General features: G+C 59.2%; 12 protein-coding genes. All 12 read right to left on the bottom strand.

Features of this window, described 5'->3' with window-relative positions; all coding sequences use genetic code 11:
- Positions 1 to 118: 118 nt before the first annotated feature.
- The 12 genes from NNL35_RS05165 to NNL35_RS05110 all read right to left on the bottom strand — a co-directional run bounded on the left by NNL35_RS05165 (position 119) and on the right by NNL35_RS05110 (position 17,375).
- Positions 119 to 2,395 carry a heavy metal translocating P-type ATPase gene (locus NNL35_RS05165; RefSeq protein ID WP_006677829.1) on the bottom strand — a complete coding sequence of 759 codons (2,277 nt, stop codon included), beginning with the start codon at positions 2,393 to 2,395 and terminating at the stop codon, positions 119 to 121.
- Positions 2,361 to 2,807, bottom strand: coding sequence for an ArsR/SmtB family transcription factor (locus tag NNL35_RS05160; protein ID WP_006677830.1), 447 nt, complete (start codon positions 2,805 to 2,807; stop codon positions 2,361 to 2,363). Before NNL35_RS05160 ends, NNL35_RS05165 begins: the two co-directional genes overlap by 35 nt.
- Positions 2,808 to 3,200: 393 nt before the next feature.
- The gene (locus NNL35_RS05155) at positions 3,201 to 3,932 is read right to left on the bottom strand and encodes a DNA-3-methyladenine glycosylase (RefSeq protein ID WP_006677831.1); all 732 of its coding nucleotides are present in this window, start codon (positions 3,930 to 3,932) and stop codon (positions 3,201 to 3,203) included.
- A gap of 199 nt (positions 3,933 to 4,131) precedes the next feature.
- Complete coding sequence (locus NNL35_RS05150; RefSeq protein ID WP_006677832.1) at positions 4,132 to 4,809, bottom strand: SOS response-associated peptidase; 678 nt, start codon at positions 4,807 to 4,809, stop codon at positions 4,132 to 4,134.
- Positions 4,810 to 5,249: 440 nt separating this feature from the next.
- Positions 5,250 to 5,525, bottom strand: a complete 276-nt coding sequence (locus NNL35_RS05145) for a hypothetical protein (RefSeq protein ID WP_138985647.1) — start codon at positions 5,523 to 5,525, stop codon at positions 5,250 to 5,252.
- Positions 5,526 to 5,722: 197 nt separating this feature from the next.
- On the bottom strand, positions 5,723 to 8,623 hold the full coding sequence (locus tag NNL35_RS05140) for a DEAD/DEAH box helicase (protein ID WP_006677834.1): 2,901 nt from the start codon (positions 8,621 to 8,623) through the stop codon (positions 5,723 to 5,725).
- Positions 8,620 to 10,272, bottom strand: a complete 1,653-nt coding sequence (locus tag NNL35_RS05135; protein WP_100226381.1) for an SWIM zinc finger family protein — start codon at positions 10,270 to 10,272, stop codon at positions 8,620 to 8,622. Before NNL35_RS05135 ends, NNL35_RS05140 begins: the two co-directional genes overlap by 4 nt.
- Positions 10,273 to 10,492: 220 nt before the next feature.
- On the bottom strand, positions 10,493 to 11,662 hold the full coding sequence (locus NNL35_RS05130; RefSeq protein ID WP_006677836.1) for a Ger(x)C family spore germination protein: 1,170 nt from the start codon (positions 11,660 to 11,662) through the stop codon (positions 10,493 to 10,495).
- Between the two features lie 25 nt (positions 11,663 to 11,687).
- Positions 11,688 to 12,788 (bottom strand): spore germination protein, encoded by a 1,101-nt coding sequence (locus NNL35_RS05125; protein ID WP_040732059.1) that lies wholly within the window; start codon positions 12,786 to 12,788, stop codon positions 11,688 to 11,690.
- Positions 12,789 to 12,798: 10 nt separating this feature from the next.
- Complete coding sequence (locus tag NNL35_RS05120) at positions 12,799 to 14,451, bottom strand: spore germination protein (RefSeq protein ID WP_040732025.1); 1,653 nt, start codon at positions 14,449 to 14,451, stop codon at positions 12,799 to 12,801.
- 168 nt (positions 14,452 to 14,619) lie between these two features.
- On the bottom strand, positions 14,620 to 15,642 hold the full coding sequence (locus tag NNL35_RS05115; protein ID WP_006677839.1) for a LacI family DNA-binding transcriptional regulator: 1,023 nt from the start codon (positions 15,640 to 15,642) through the stop codon (positions 14,620 to 14,622).
- Positions 15,643 to 15,737: 95 nt separating this feature from the next.
- The gene (locus NNL35_RS05110; RefSeq protein WP_006677840.1) at positions 15,738 to 17,375 is read right to left on the bottom strand and encodes an alpha-amylase family glycosyl hydrolase; all 1,638 of its coding nucleotides are present in this window, start codon (positions 17,373 to 17,375) and stop codon (positions 15,738 to 15,740) included.
- Positions 17,376 to 17,379 lie beyond the last annotated feature (4 nt).

Genomic DNA, 17,379 nt, shown 5'->3' with positions numbered 1-17,379 from the left:
CTTGTATGCTCCGCCCTTCCAACCAGCTGTGCCCCAACGCCAAAAAATGACCTCCCCTCGCGTCTCTTCCGGAGACGTCAAGGGAAGGTCTGAATATATCGTAATGGCAAATTCGGTTTTATTTGACGCCGGCCACGTCTTTATCTTTGCCGAGCAGAATGGTCAAGCCCAACAATGTGACGAGAATGGTCGCTCCCATATCGGAAAGAATGGCGATCCACAGCGTGAGCAGCCCTGGAATCGTAAGCAACAGCGCCGCAATCTTCAAGCCGAGCGCGATGCCGATATTCCAGCGAATAATCCGGTTGACGTGCTTCGAGATCCGGATTGCATTCGGCAGCTTGCCGAGGTGATCCTGCATCAGCACGATATCGGCCGTCTCGACGGCGCTATCGGTACCTTTGCCCATAGCGATGCCCAGTTGGGCGGATGCGAGCGCTGGCGCATCGTTGATGCCGTCGCCAACCATGGCGACCTTGTACTTCGAGGCCAGCTCCTTGATCTTGCCGACCTTCTGCTGCGGCAGCAGCTGCGCGAACCAGTCGGTCACGCCAACCGCATCCGCGACCTGCTTCGCCGATTGGGCGTGGTCGCCCGTCAGCATCACCGTATGCTTCACGCCGGCTTCATGCAGCGCAGCCACGGTAGCGCGGCTCTCCGGACGAATCTCGTCCGCGAGCCCGAACAGGCCAAGCGGCTCCCCGTCCTGCTCCGAGACGACGGCGACCAGGGTCAAGCCCTTCGCCTTCATGCGTTCGGCTTCGTCCCGGGCCTGCCGGATGCGCTCGGCAGCCGATCCGCTCGCCTGGACGATGTCCAGCACACGCTCGCTGCCTACCCAATACGCGGAACCGCCGACAACCGCCCGGATGCCTTCTCCGGGCACAGTCTCGCTCTCCGACGGCTCTTCGAATGCCGTCTCCCGCTTCGCTCCCAGATGGCGTATAATCGCCTTCGCCAACGGGTGAAGCGAAGCCTGCTCGACCGCGCCGGCAATCCGGTAGAAACGGCCGGCATCGTAGACGGCCTCCTCGTGCACGGCCGGTTCGCCTTTGGTCAGCGTCCCGGTCTTGTCGAAGGCCAGCGCTTCGATCTTGCCAAGCTGCTCCAGATGTACGCCGCCTTTGACGAGAATCCCGTTGCGAGCGTTCCGGGTAATGCCGCTGACAATAGCGATCGGCGACGACAGCACCAGGGCGCACGGACAGCCGACAATCAAAACCGCCAAGCCTTGATACAGCCATTTATACCAATCCCCGTCGAAGAACAGGGGCGGGATTACGATGACAAGCGCCGCGACAACCATAATAATCGGGGTGTACACCTTGGCGAAGCGGTCGATGAACAGCTCCGTCGGCGTCTTCGTGTCCTGCGCCTCCTGCACGAGGTGCAAAATCTTGGCAAGCGACGAATCCTCGTACGCCTTGTCGATTCGCACCTTCAGGACCCCGTCCGTATTCACGCTGCCGCCGAATACGGTGTCCTGGACTTCCTTCGCGACGGGAAGCGATTCACCCGTAATCGCCGCTTCATCGACGGCGCTGCGTCCTTCCATGACCGTCCCGTCGGACGGAATCTTCTCGCCCGGGCGGACGAGTACGATATCGCCAACGACCAACTGCTCGATCGGAATCGACACGGTCTGCTCATTCCGGATGACGGTCGCTTCCTTCGGAGCGACGGCAAGCAGGGTCTCCATGGAACGGCGGGCCCGTTCCATGCCGTAGCCTTCCAGCATCTCATTCAGTCCGAACAGAATCGCAACCAGCGTCGCTTCCTTCCATTCTCCGATGAGCACCGCCCCGGTCAGCGCAACCGTCATCAGCGTATCCATCGTAAAGCGCAACCGCAGCAGATTGCGGGCACCCTTCAAAAAAGTAACGTAGCCGCTAAGCGCCATCGCAGCCAGATAGATGACAATGAGGACGGGAGCCGGCAGGCGGCCGTCCAGTACGAAGGTCGATAAGTACAAGGCGCCGGAAATGCCGAGAAACCATTTCATCCGATTCATATTGCCGTGGCTGTGATCATGGCCATGGCCGTGTCCTTCCGCATCGTGATGTCCATGCTCATGGCTGTGCGCTCCGTCGGAGCAGCAGCCTTCGCCATGCGAATGGCCATGGGCATGCCCGCCTGCGGCTGCCGCTCCGGCCGCTTGCGACGCTTCCACCAATCGCGCTCCGTCCGAACGAAGGATGCGCCGCACCTTATCCACATCAACGCGCCGATGCATTTTCAAGGTCGAGCTGTTATAGCTAAGAACGGTGTCTTCTCCGAACTCCAGCCGGCGGATCTCCTCCTGCAGCCCGGCCGCACAATTGGCGCAAGACAGCCCTTGCACTTTATAGACAACGCGTTCGTCAACTTCTGTTCTCTCCCGCTCCTGTGTCTTCATGGCAATGTTCCTCCCTCATATGCTCCAATGTCATGCGAATTAAGGTCCGAATATGGTGGTCGGCCAGGGAATAAAAGACATTCTTCCCTTCCTTGCGCGAGGTCGCGATCCCCAGCGACTTCATCAAGCGCAAATGATGCGACGTGGTCGCAATCGACTGCTTCGTCAGAATAGACATGTCGCATACGCACAGCTCGCCGCCCTCATCCAGCAGCCACGCCATCTTCATCCGCGTCGGATCGGACAGCGCCTTGAACATCTGCGCCATCCCTTGAACCTCATCCTCCTGTACGCGTCCTTGCAGCTGCCGAATCTTCTCCGCGTCATAGCATACAATATCGCACACGTCGTCTTTGCTTGTTCCGGAGCCATTCATATCGGCCTGCTGCCGCTTCTCTTCCAACAAGTTCATCACTCCATTCCATTTCGTTATGTGGGGCTCAATATAGAACATGAAATCGTTAAGGATAAGTAAAAATGGAGCACTCTTCAAACAATCAAACGAATGATTGAATATGTCCTTATCTGTACTATATCCGATCTCCCTCTAATATTCAAGCGATTGTTTGACTATTAATTTATTTTAGGCGAGTCGCTCTTTATCCGCTGCCAAGCAGGGCTCGTATTCATTATCTCCCAGTTTCCGTTTTATCTCGTTATACAGCACAAAACCGCCAGGAACGAGGGACTCTCTCCTGACGGTTCTATTCCATGTGCCCCTGCAGTCCACAGCGTCTTCATCCGCTGGAAACAAACCGCCGTTCCTGGCCCCCTGCCCGGCGAGCGGCTTATTCCAGCAGGCTTTCTACCGCTCCGCCTGCATCGCCTTCCACAGCGGCACGGCCTCCTTATCAACAACGGAGACATAGGGATCGCCCTGTATGTAATAACGCCACAGCTTGTCTGCGAACTCTTCCGCATACGGAATATTGATGCGCGGGGCGGCCACGATGCCATCCGCGCCCGGGCAGACCCCCGCTTCGAGCCACAGTTCCTCGCTGACCGTCAAATCCAGGGCATTGCAGCTCTTATCGATATTGAGCGCCATACAGAGCTTGCCGGGGCCGTTGCACAGGTCGGCCGGCTTGCGGGATCGGATCGCGCGGAACGAGCGCATCCTCGCTTCGTCCTCCGGCGTGCAGGGGGCCACAGCCCGAATAAGCACCGCCTCCGGCTTGTCCTTCTGCTCCGCGACCACATTCAGGCAATGATACATGCCATAAATAAAATAGACATACGAAGTTCCGCCATCCGCGAACATCGGCTCCGTCCGGGCGGTCCGCAAACCGCCGTAAGCGTGGCAGCCCTTGTCCTCGGGGCCCACATAGGCCTCCGTCTCCACGATCCGGCTGCGAATGATGCCTGCCGCCGAGCGCCGGACGAGCACCATGCCGAGCAAGGCCTGCGCCAGCGACACGGCGTCCATCCGGTAGAGGGACCGTGGCAACCGCTCCCCGGGCTCCAACGGGCGAAATATCGTATATCCGGCGTTGCCTGCTGCATCGACCTGACTTCTTATGTCCTCTTCTCGCTCCATCCCTTCCGCTCCTCTCCCTGTTCTTCTCCTGTCGCTATGATAGCATATTCCATGCCATCGGACAGACGCGTCATCCGGAAGCACGCACCGAACAAGAACCGGACAGAGCAGCGTCCGGATGGACCGAACCACTTCTGCTGAGCGGTACTGGCTCTGAAGCGCGGCGGAATTTTCCCGCTGAGCGGAGCCGGGTCCGAAGTTACGGCTTCACGTAGGCGTATTTCAAATCCGTCGCTTCCTTAATGCAATCCGACGTCTCGTACTCCTCGTTATTGACGAGGACGGTGACAGGATAGGCCGTCATGCGCGCGGGATCATACGGCACCAGGAGCCGGGCCAGCGCTTCGACCTCGGTCACGGCCGGATTGAGCCACGCGTCGATCGCCTCCCGCTCCAGAATGGCCGGCATTCGACCATCGAACTCTGCCACCAGATCGTTGGCCCGCGTCATAACGAGCGTGCAGGTGGAATGGGCCCGCCCCTTGGCATCCTTCCACTGCTCATACAGCCCTGCCACGCCGAATACGTCCTTGCCGCCGAGCACCGTCCGGACAGGGAAGCTCTTCTTCCCTTCCCGCCGCCAATAATAGAAGCCGCTGCACGGGATAATGCAGCGTTGGCGCTCGACAACCTTCCAATAGGCCGGATTGCCCTGAACGGAATAAATGTCCGCATTCAAGGAGTCTTTGCCCCAGAACGGAACCATTCCCCAGCGGTATTCGTCCAGCACCCGCACGCCATGCCGCTGCAGCACGACGGGAACGGTCTGGGTGGGGCTGATATTATAGCGGTGCCGGTAATGAATCATGACCTTGTCGACCTCAAATTGTTGAATGATGTCCGGCAAATCGGCCGTGAGCGAGAACCTTCTGCACATCCTGCATCCTCCTTTTACTCGACCCTCTCTTACTTGTCCCCCTCCTACTTGTCCCTTGAGGGCGCTCCCAAGCCGGCTTCCCCTGTTGCGGCTGCATCGGTGGCCCTGACGACCGGGAGTTCCGGGATCGGGAGAGCCGGCTCCGGCTCCGGCGACCGGCAACTCGGGATCGGGAGATCCGGGGGCCGGCAACTCGGGATCGGGAGATCCGGGGACCGGCAACTCCGGCATCCGCAACCCCGGCATCTGGACCGGCATCGGGAGCTATGGCATCGGTAGCTACGGCATCGGTAGCTACGGCATCGGTAGCTACGGATCAGCAGATCCGGGAGCGGGAGCCACAGGATCGTGAACAAGAACTCCGCTTAGGTTTTGTAAAAAAAGGAAAGTTATGCAGATAGCCGGAGGAAAACAACAGCCTACTCTAAAGCGCCAGCCAATCAGCCATCATCTAGGGCGGTTCGGTCGACAGCCCAGCCGCGTTTTTCCCGAGCCCTCGGCTTGAAGTACGTCCCCTGCTCCGTTCCGCCCCACCAATGCTGCAAAAGTGCAGGAATTTTTCGGCGACCAAAATCCCCGAAGATCAAATCCTGCAAAATGACATCAATTTCAACACGTTGCAGCTCTGGCTGCGATAAAAGGGGCGAAATCCTGCATTTCTGCAGGAAATGTCGCAAATAGACCCCGCGAGACAATAAAAAACTGTAAAATCGCATGATTTGTCCCGCTGGCCCGTCTGACGGCAATTGGAATGCTTCTTCCTGGGCGAGGCATGAGGGGCATGCAGGGCATGCAGTGTATACAGTGTATGCAGGGCATGCAAAGTATGAGGGGAATGAGGGGGATACTGGGCATCCCAGGATGCGGTGCAATGCCAAAAAGGCGCCCCCATTCCTAAGCGGGGACGCCTCCGTTATTCCATCCAATGACTCCGCAGGGCGAACAGCTCGCGCAGCTCCGTCGTGGACATTTCCGTAATCCATTTGTCGCCGCTGCTCATCACCTGCTCGCTCAGCTGCAGCTTCTGCTCGATCATATCATCGATCCGCTCCTCCAGCGTGCCAAGCGCAATGAGCTTGTGCACCTGAACGTTGCGGGTCTGGCCGATGCGGTAAGCCCGGTCGGATGCCTGATTCTCGACCGCCGGATTCCACCACCGATCATAGTGGAACACATGATTGGCCGCCGTCAGATTCAATCCCGTGCCCCCGGCCTTCAGCGAGAGGATGAAGGCCGATGCGCGCTCGGCGCCTGCGGCGCTCTCCTCCTGGAACTGCTCGACCATCCGGTCCCGCTCCTTCTTCGGCACGCCGCCGTACAGGAACGGCACCCGTTCGCCGAGCTCCCGCTCCAGCACCGCCTGCAGCAGGCGGCCCGTCTCCGCATACTGCGTGAAGATGAGGCAGCGCTCGCCTTCCGAGCGAAGCTCCTCCAGCATCTCCAGCAGGCGGACCAGCTTGCCCGAGCGTTCCGGCCTCCATCCGGCCGGCCCTTCCTTGCGCAGCATCGCGGGATGATTGCACACCTGCTTCAGCTTCGTCAGGGCGGCGAGAATATGAGCGCGCCGCTCCAACATCTCCATCCGCTCGATCGGCGCGAACAGATCCTGCAGCGTCTGCTCGTACAAGGACGCCTGCTCCGCCGTCAACGGAACATACACCTTCGCCTCGTGCTTCTCCGGCAGATTGAGCTGGATGTCCGGGTCGCTCTTCATGCGCCGCAGCAGGAACGGCTGCACCAGCCGCTGCACCAGCTGCATCCATTCCTTATCGCGAGTCCGCTCGATCGGCAGAATGTAGGTCTGGCGGAAATGGGCAAGCGACCCCAGGTAGCCCGGGTTCAAGAAATCGAAGATGGACCACAGCTCGGTCAAATGATTCTCGATCGGCGTTCCCGTCAGGGCGATCCGGTGTCTGGCCTGCAGCTTGCGAATGGCCACCGATTGCTTGGCATACGGGTTCTTGATATTTTGCGCTTCGTCGAGACAGAGGGAGCTCCAGACGATCTGCCGCAGCTCCTCCCGATCCTTGAGCGCCAGCGTATACGTCGTAATGACGACATCCGCCTGCCGGACCGCAGCGGCAAAGCCTTCTCCCTTGGCCCGATCCAGCCCGTAATGCAAATGCACCTTCAAGCTCGGCGCAAAGCGCTCCAGTTCCTTCTGCCAATTCCCCATCACCGAGGTCGGGCAGATGAGCAGGGACGGAACCTTCTCCGGCTCCTCCTCTTGGATGCGAAGCATATAGGCAATCCACTGAATCGTCTTGCCCAGCCCCATATCGTCGGCGAGACAGGCGCCCAGCCCGAAGCGCCGCATGAAGGCAAGCCAGGAGAAGCCCTGGACCTGGTAGCTGCGCAGCTCGCCGCGCAGACCGGCAGGCGGTTCGCACAGCGGAATGGAGTCGTGATGCTTCAGCTTGTCGATGAACGTCTGAAGATAGCTGTTCAGCTCCAGCTCCAGGCGAACGGCATCCTCCCGCTCCAGCGGATCCTCCTCTTCCAGTACTTCCCGCTCGGCAGCCAGCTGCAGTTCCAGCACTTCGCCCAGCGACAGGCCGTCCCGCTCCGCCTTCATCATGATGCGCCGAATCCGCGCGGCTTCCTCCGGGTTCAGCGCCACCCATTGTCCGTCCTGATAAATTAACCGCCGATCCTCTTCAAGCAGGGCGCGGAATTGCTCCTCCGTGAACTGCGAGTCGCCGATGGCGAGCTTCCAGTCGAACTGCACCATCTGCTCCAGTCCGATATAGGACGTCCCGGTGAAGCCGTTCCCGGACAGCTTCGCCTTCAGCCGCGTCTGCAAGCGGCGCGCGCGCTGCCACCAGGCCGGCACGGCGACCAGAATGCCCGCATCGGTCAGAACAAGGCTGCCCTCCGCGAGGAACCGCCACGCCTCCGCCTCGGTCAGCAGCGTCTTCAGCCCGCCGCCGGCCTCTTCCGGGGCGAGCCAAGGGAGGAGACGGATGATTTTGTCCGTCTCATGATGCACGCGGCTGTCAACATAGGGCTGCCATGCCTCCGGGAATTGGCCTTCCGCCGCGGCAGCCCGGTAGCCCCGGCCTTCGGGAATATAGGCGCAGGCCAACTGCACGGCAGGCTGCTGCTTGTCTTGAAGCAGCACGCGCAGCCTCCACGGAGCACGCTCCTCCTCCGGCTCGTCCAGCCGCAGCATGAGGCGGAACGGCGTCTCGTCCCTCACCCAGCCGATCGCCTCGAGCCAGTCGGCCTCCTCCCACCAGGCCGCAGACCGTTCGGGAAGGCGGAGCGTCTCGATGCCCGGCCTCACAGACGCGATCATCCGCCATACGTCCGGATGATCGTCACGGCGGGTCTGGGCGTCAGCCATCAGGTCGTCGAACCAGCGGGCCAGGCCCGGATCCCCGAGGGCGGCCCCCTCTTGCTCCAACGCTTCCAGAGCCAGGCGCTCCTCCATCGTCAGCTGCAGATCCCAGCCGCGCTTCCCCTGCTTCCACAAGTCAAATGACGGCCGGTACCGGCCGTCCCGCAGCACTTCCGCATAGATATGGGCGGCCGACGCCGCGATGCGGAAGCTGTCTCCCCATGCAATCCCCGCCCACCGGACGGAGATCGGCTCTTCCGCCAGCTCCAGGAGCATGACGGGAGAGACGGCAATGCCCGAGACGCGCCCTTCCTCCGCCTCGTCCAGCATCGTGCCGTAAAAGGAAGGCTGGTGCCAGCCAAACAGCGTATGCTTGAACGTCCGCAGGGCCCGTCTGAACTCCCCGTGATGGAGCAGAAATCCGCCCTGCCGGCGGGAGAGGCATTCCACCTTCCAAGCTCCCTGTTCCTTCATGTCAAGAGCGCTCCTTCTCGTAACTCTTTGTGCAGCGCCCGCAAGCGGGCATAGCGGGCCGTGAACCGCTCCATGAACAGCTCCCATGTCCCGGCCGCGCCGCAGGCTTCATAGAGCGGCTTCAACCGCTGGAGCAAGCCCGCGGCCTCGCGGTAATGCTCCTTCGTCCGTTCCTCGATATGCCGTTCAATCGCCTGGTGGAACAACGGCAGCAGCAGCTCCGGGGCGGCGCGCTCCATCGCTTCCAGTTCGCCAGCGGCGATCTCAGCCGGCGAGATCCGCTGCAGCAGCTGAATTTCCGCCCAGTCGCGGTACCGTCCCTGCTCCAGCAAAAAGGAAGACAAGTACGGATAGATCCCAGGCAGCAGGGACAGGACGAGCGCTTCCAGACCGTCCTTATCGGGCATCCGTTCGTAGACCCGCTTCCAAAATTCCCAATATTGCTCGAGATCGGCGCTCTGACCGGACTGCCGGATAAGGGGAGCGAGGGCGCCCAGCCAATAGACAATCCGATCGTAGCGCCCGGAGCGCTCATGCTCGCGCAGGTAACCCCAGTACCGTCCGGGATCGTTGTGATAGGTCAGCTCGCTCAGCCGCTTCACCGCCTCGGCTTCGCGTCCGAGCAGCACCTCCAAATGGACCAGCGCCACCCGGATCGCGTCCCGGCGCCGCGGACGCAGCGACGAGACGGGAACGAGCATCCGCTCCAGCCTGCGGTGCGCCTCCTCCATCCAGTCCGGCCGGTTCAGCACCGTCGACCAGAGCAAGGCGAGCACGTCCAGTCCATCGACCGCCGATTCTTCCTCGGACAAGGCCACCGCTTCCGCGATCTCGCCCAGGGCAGCTACATGCGGCTCATAGGCGGCAGGAGTGGCGGAAGGGTCGTAAGACTCCGCCAGCCGCCGCAGCTCCTCCATATAAGGCCGGACCGTCTCCGCGGCCGGAGCGTCCCGCCCCGGATAGATTCGGGAGCCGCCCTGGCCGTAACGGATGGACAACTGCCGCAGCAGGAAGAGCAGCACATGCATGCGGTACAACGGAACGACCTGCTCGGGAAAGCGTTCTTCCTCGCGGTACAATTCATTTTGAGCCCACGCCGCGATATCGGTCACCGGGGAATGGTAATCGGTGAAGGGCTTACTATATTTTCGGTGAAAAAAATCATGCCATTCTTGAGCCGGAGACGACGGGGACAGACTCATCTGCCAAGCCTTCTTGCGCCGCTCGAGCTCCGCCTTATGCTCTGCCCGCTTGCGCAGCACCATGCGTTGGCGTTCCTCTTCGATATAGACCTGGCGGAATTCCGCCAGATACAATTCCGGCTTCTTCCCCAACTCGTCACATAGCTGAAAATAAACGGCGGCCATATGCTTGCAGCCGCCCTCCTCCGAACAGGTGCACTGGCTCCGCTTGACGGCGGTGCAGTTGAACCGGACGCGGTAGCGCTTCGTCTCATAGACCTCGGCCGCTATCCACTGATCCTGATCTTCCCCGCCGTCTGCCTGCTCCTCCGCCGCCAAATCCAGCACGGCCTGCTTGCGGTAATAGCGCCAGCCCTGTTCCAAAATCGCGTAGCGAAAACGGCGCTTCATCTGCTCGGTTACACGGTTGAATGTCTTAACGGATAATCCCAGTTGTGACAAGCGCACGTACCTCCACTTTCACGGCTTCTCAAGGAGAAGGCCGCATTCTGTATCCTTTCAGTTTACACAAAATCAACGAAAGATAGAAGAAAAGAGAGCAAAAAAACGGGTCGTGCAGCGTAACGGAGTTCGCCCCGAATGGGCGAAAGCGGCCGGACGCCGCGTCAAAAAAGAGGGCGCAGGAATATGCCCGCTCCGCCCTCTTCCGCTATGCCGCCCCATCCTTTTATCTGGTCTTGATGCTCGTGGTGCCGAACTCCTTAACCTTCAACCTCAGATTGTACCGGATCTCGGCATCCGCGAAGATTTCATCCCAATCCTTCTTCCACTTCGTCCACAAGCGGGGATAATGAATGCGGACATGATCGCCCAGGCGAAGGACATCGGCCCGGTACTCCTTCTGCACTTTATGAAGCATCTTGGCGATGCGGGCTTCCACCTGCTTGGCCGCGTCCGCCTCGACCTGCTGGAGATTCCGGGAATCGAAATTATCGTTCTCGCTCGACCACTGCTCGCCAAGCCGACCCTCCGATTCGATCCGGATATCGAACGCAATCCTGCCGTTCTCGATGCGCGAACGGATATCGCTCTTGACCGAGGTAATCTCATAGAGGTTGACATCCCCGGTCCGCTCGTGACGAGACTTGACGACACCGCCTCTGATGTCCCCAGTGACCCAGTTGGCGGCCTCCAGCTCCTCCTCGTCGAGAAATCCGATCAGTTTCCCCGTCTTGCCATAGATGACCGCAGCCCCGGCCAGCTTCACTTCCCCCTCCGCCGTAATGAGGTTCTGCAGCAGGAAGCTGGACGATGCATTGATCTCGTGGAGCGCCTTCGTTAACGGCATCGGAAGCAGCAGCCGGCTGTTCCGGTACTGATTGTCGCTGATGCCGGTCAGCCGCATGGCGGGGAACTCGGTAGTGTCCTTGAGCTCCAGTGTCTTGCGTGCCTCTCCTTTGCTGATGAACAGGCGGCAGCTCGGGCGAAATTCCTGCTCCCGCATGAAGAAATCAAGCAGTTGGCGCAAACTGTGCGTCCGCGCCAGCTTGTCGCTGATGACGATGACCTTATGATGCTGGCCGAAAATAGGACGGGCGCGGCTCAAGGATATTTCCCGCGTCAGTTCATATAATGAATCGCCCGTGACCGAAATATTGCGATATTTTTTCTGACTGCCCTGCTGCCCTTTCCCCGCCCCTGCGGTGCCCCCCGGCTCGACGACTTGATAAGTCATCGTCAGCACGTTTTTTTTCGAATAATTGCCGCCTTCTTCTTCCAGACTCCGCTGCAGTTCCGTCTTCTCGCCGATATCGACCGCGGTGCCGACCGCGATTCCCAGTTCCTCAATCTCCCTGGCGCTCCAGCAGCCTGCGGCCAGAAGGAGCAGCGTAATCATTGCGCATGACAGCGGCATCCTCCATTTAGGTCGCTTGTTGCCCACGTTTCCCACCCCGCAGCTTCACGATCCCGAGCAGTACGGCAGGAAGCGCCCCGAACAGCACGATTCCGGTATTGCCGATATTGTCGGCGAACTGGAACAGATCGTTAATACTTTTCGGCAGCATCGCGGCAATGAACACGATCGGAATCATCACATACTGAATCGGTCGAAGCTCTTTTTTGAGCATGATTGCCAACCCCTTAGCGGCCGCGTAATGCGTAATGACATACGTTGCAAAAATTTGCATAATCCAGATGACAAGCATCAGCGATTCATATCGTTCGAAAAAAATACCCGGAAATTCAAAGCTCCGGATTAAGGTGATCATGGGCCAAGCCCGGCTAACCACGCCTTCCACCGACAGCGCCCCGATCACCATGATGACCGTCGTCACATAGAAGAGAAGCGGAATGGACACCCCGAACACCACCGCACGGGCCGCTTGCCGGGGGCGAAGCATATACGCCTGCAAAATAAGCATGATCTCATACCCGGTGAACGACAGTCCTGTCGTCCTGACGCCCTTCAATACCGGCATGATGCCAAGTCCAAGCACCGGGCGCAGGTTGTCGAGATCGAATATTTTGAAGCTCATCGCGGCGATGATGACGAAGATGAGCACCGTAATGGGAAAAATGATCGCAAACAAACGGCCGATGGCGGAAAGGCCGCCGAGTATCAGGTAAAGTCCGACCCACATAAAGGACAGGATGATGGCCCACCGCGGGGTCCCTTCGAGGAGGAACAAGACCGTCACTTCAGACAGCGAGCGCACGACATGCCCGGATGTGGCGATAAAATAGACGATCACGACGAGGTTGATGGTTTGGGAGAGCCATTTGCCGACAATCCATTCGCTGTATTCATAGAAGGTCTGGCCCGGGAAATGCTCTCCAAGCTTGACGATAATGATGCCGGCCAGCATGGCCAGCAGCCCTCCCAGAATGACGGAGAGCCAAATATCCGGTGTCTGTACCTTCTCGGCCGCCTCCCGGGGCAGCGTCAGTATGCCGACCCCAAGGATGAAGTTGCCGATAAATACGGCCGCCTGCTGCGTCGTGATGCCCTGATCTCTGCCCATCTTCACGCTTTCATTCCTCCTGCTGCTTTTTGCGTACCTGGTCCTGGACATGCAACATCTTCGGCCGGCGGGTCATCCAGCGCAGCGGCGCCCGCATGAAATAATCCTTCCAATCCCGGAGACGGTAAGGGGCCGCCGGGCTCACGTAAGGGATGCCGAAGCTCTTCAGCTTCACCAGATGGCTGCAGAGCGCCAGGAAGAACAGAATGACGCCATACAGGCCGAATACGGCGGCGAAAAACATGGCTCCGAAGCGGAGCATCCTCAATGTGATGCCGGCGTTGTACTGCGGAATCGCGAAAGAAGATATCGCGGTCACGGCAACGACGATAATCATGATCGGGCTGACGATGCCGGCTTGGACGGCCGCTTCGCCAATGACCAGGCCCCCCACGATGCCAATCGTCTGGCCGATCGGCTTCGGCAGGCGGAGACCGGCTTCCCGCATTATTTCAAGGGCCACTTCCATAATCAATACCTCGATCAGCGATGGGAACGGCACCCCCGCCCGCGTCTCGGCAATCGACAGTGCCAGCTTCGTCGGAATCAATCCTTGGTGGAAGGAAATGAAAGAAATATATAACGATGGGCCGAACGCCGAAATAAATGCCGCGAAATACCGAAGGATACGAAGCAGCGTGACGGGCATCCAGCGTTCATAATAGTCCTCCGGGCTCTGCAGCAGCATATTGAAGGTCACCGGAACAATGAGAGCGAACGGGGTTCCGTCCAGGATGAGCGCCACTCGCCCTTCCAGCAAGGCGGCGAGGACGCGGTCGAGCCGCTCCGTGCTCTGCACCTGCGGGAACGGAGACAGGAAGTTATCCTCTACGATTTGCTCGATAAAACCGGTATCCTGAACGTCGTCCAGATCGATTCGCTTGATTCTTGCCATGACCTCGCGGACAAGATTGGGATCGGCGATATCGGCAACATAGGTGATTAGCAGTTCCCTTTTGACCCGCCTACCGACGGGCACACAGTTAAGAACCAGATTATCGTTGTTGCCATGCTGCCGCAGCAAGGCAAGATTATGCTCGATGCTCTCATTGAAGCCGAGACGCGGACCTCGTACCAATAATTCCGACGGCGGTTCCTCCACACTTCGCGCATATACTTTTCGCGTCGAGAGAACAAGCGCCCCGGGACACTGATCAATTAACAGCACGGTGTTGCCCCGCTGCATCTCGGATACGGCCTTGTCCAACGTGTCCACTTCCTCCACCCCGCTGACCGTTAACGCATGCCGCACGATGAATTGCTTGGAATACGGAGGCTTGGGGGCTTCCGAACCGCCCTCCGTCTGCGCCAAATCGGTCATGAGTGATTTCAAGATATGCGTCTCAATCAATTCCTTATCCGAGATGCACTTAATGAAAAAGATTGCTGCCTGTTGATCCGACTTCCCCAGGCAAAACATGCGCAAATCAAAGTCGCTTTGGTGTTGAAAATAATTTTGGATCCGGGCACTCTCGGCATGCAGATCACCCGCAAAAATCAAATCCGGATTGTCTTCTGCTCCGCCCTCCTGCTCTGATCCCTCCTGATTCGGATGCTTGGTCTTGCTTACGGCCAGGGAGATTCCATAGGGCACGCACAGCCCGATCGCTGCCTGGAGCCAAATTTCCCAGCTTGGAAAATAGGATACTATCGCATTCCACATTCATGATCACCTGTCAGTACTATGCATCGTTGCCAATCATCCTATTCATCCGCCGGCATGAATCGGCCCGTGCCCCATGCAAAAAAGCCGACACCGGCACTGCGCCGTTGTCAGCCTTCCATGTATGCACTGATGTATTCATAGCCGAACTCAGGTCCGGAACGGCTCTTATTCCTTGATCATCCGCAAAGAGGATTCACGCACAATCAACCGATGGGGAATGATGAGCCGCTTCTGCATCGGCTCGCCTTTGATTGACCGGATCAGCGTCTGGGATGCGGTATAGCCTAACTGATAGATGCCGATATCTACCGAGGTAATCGGCGGCGTCGCCAACTCGGACAGCGGGACGTTGTTGAAGCTGACGAGACTCAGATCATGAGGCACCCGGTAGCCGAGCTCGACCAATCCCCGCAGCACGCCGAAGGCGACCGCATCGTCGATAGCGACCAGCGCGGTCGGGCGCTCCGGCAGGCTCATGAAGAACGACATGGCCCGGTAGCCGCTCTCCTGCAGGAACTCGCCTTCCACAATCCATTCCGGCCGGCCTGCAATGCCCGCCTCCCTGAGCGCGGTCTGATATCCTGCCATCCGATCCTTCGAGATCATCAGATTCGAAGGACCGCTTACGAAGCCGATACGGCGGTGCCCCTGATCGATCAGGTGGCGGGTCGCGTCATAGGCGGCCTGCACATTATCGTTATTGACGGACAAAATATCCGGGTGCTCCTCGCTCCGCCCGACAAGCACGAACGGAAAGTGCAGCTCCTCCAGGAACGACACGATCGGGTCGTTGCGCCGGGAATAGAGCAGGATGACCCCGTCGACCCGCTTGCCCTTAACCAGCCGGGTTACGGCTTCGAGCTCCTCCTGCTCCGTCGCTCCCGTCGTCATCAGCAGATCGAAGCCCGCGCGGCTCGCTTGCGTGACCAAGCCGCGCATCACTTCGGAGAAGAACAGGTTCAGAAATAATTCCTCCGCTGGGCGGTGAAGAAGCACGGCGATCGTATTGCTCACTTTGGAGACCAGGCTCTTCGCCATCACGTTCGGATGATAGCCGAGATCGGCCATCACTTCGCGAACCCGCTGCGCGGTCTTGGCACTGATCCGGGGGTGGTTGGATAACACTCGCGATACCGTCGAAGGAGAGACTCCCGCTTGCTTGGCGACATCGATGATCGTTACGGACATAACAGCTTCCTCCTTCGTCTTGTATCCATCTTGCTATTATCGTAAACCCCTAAAAGTAATAAGACGTGTTCCTCTCTGCTCAAACATGTCCCCCTCTACTTCAACAGCACGGAGCTATACGGCGGCAGCGTCACGACGCCGTCGCGCAGCGCCGCCTCCTCCTTCGTCGACCGGGTGATCTCCCGGAACGGCAGATCCGGGCGGGCGCCGAGGTCGACGGTCTGCTCGCGGGCGGACAAGTTATGAAGGACGAGCACTTGATCGTCCTCATTGAGGCGAATGAAGGCCAGCACTTCATTCGGCGCGCCCGCATACGGCAGGATCGCGCCATCGGCCAGCAGCGGCTCCTCGTTGCGCCACGAGATCATAGTCTGGTAATGCCGCAGCAGCGAGGACGGATCCTTCAGCTGCTCCTCGACTGGCACGACGCCGTTCACATGCTTCGACGGCTGCCAACGGGTCTGTCCCTGCGCCTTGCTGTCGGAGGACCACAGCATCGGCTCGCGAATCTGCTCATCCGGCTTCACCCCGCGCATCCCGATCTCTTCTCCATAGTAGATGAACGGATTACCTGGCATCGTTAACAAGAGCGAGGCTGCCATCTTCGCCCGTTCCACATGTCCGTCCAGCTCGCTCATGACTCGGTTCTGATCGTGATTAGTCAGGAACGGGGCATCGACGAAGGCGCCCTCCGACTGCTTGCTGAAGAAGGAATACGTCTTGCTCAGCACCGACGGAATCGTGGAGGCGCGCTCCAGCTTGGCGGCGTTGACCAGCATCTTCGCCAGATTGAAGTTGAAGCCCGAATCGAGCGCGTGATCCAGATACGGCCCGACGACGCTCGCGGCATCCCATATCTCCCCGATCAGATAAGCATCGGGATCGACCTCATTAAGACCGCGGCGGAATTCCTGCCACCAGGCCTGATTCTTCTTCACCACATCCGGATTGTTGACCGATGATTGGAAGTCTTCATAGATATGCTTCGCCGCATCGAGACGGAATCCGTCCGCGCCCTGCTTCAGCCAGAATTGTCCGATCTTGATCATCTCGGCACGCACATCGGGATGATCCAGATTCAGATCCGGCATTCCTTCCCAGAAAATCCCCACATATTTGTTATCGCCCGTTCCGTGCCATGCCTTCTGCCCCCAAGCCCCCAATTGGGATTCCTCCGGGCGGGTGCCGTCTGCAAAAGTATACCATTCCCGGTACGGGCTGTTCTTGTCCCCGAGTGCGGACTTGAACCACGGGTGCTCGCTGCTCGAATGGTTCACAACCAGATCGATAATCACTTCGATGCCCCGCTCATGCGCCGCTTCCGTCAGCGCCAGGAAGTCATCCAGCGTCCCGTATTCCGGATTCACCTCATAGTAATCCGTGACATCATATCCGTGATAGCTCGTTGACGGATGGATCGGCATCAGCCAGATGCCCTTGATGCCGAGCTCCTGCAAATAATCGAGCCGTTCGCTCACACCGCGCAGATCGCCGATGCCGTCGCCATCCGAATCGTGGAAGGAGCGGACGAAGATCTCGTAATAGACGCCCCGGCTCTTCCCCATCGCCGGCTGAGCGCGGTCCAGGGCGAAGGCGGCTGTGCCTGCCGCGCTATCCGCTGGCTGGCCCGCCGCGCTGTCAGCCGGCGGAGTGCGTTCCGGTTCCGGCTCCGTGGAGACGCACCCGGCGGCCAGCACCGCTACCAGGCAGATCGCAGCCAAGACGCCCCGCATCCGC

Source organism: Paenibacillus dendritiformis (assembly GCF_945605565.1).
GTDB classification, from domain to species: Bacteria; Bacillota; Bacilli; order Paenibacillales; family Paenibacillaceae; genus Paenibacillus_B; species Paenibacillus_B dendritiformis_A.
The sequence above is the reverse complement of the archived record's forward strand: the minus strand, read 5'-3'. Positions and strand labels throughout refer to the sequence as shown.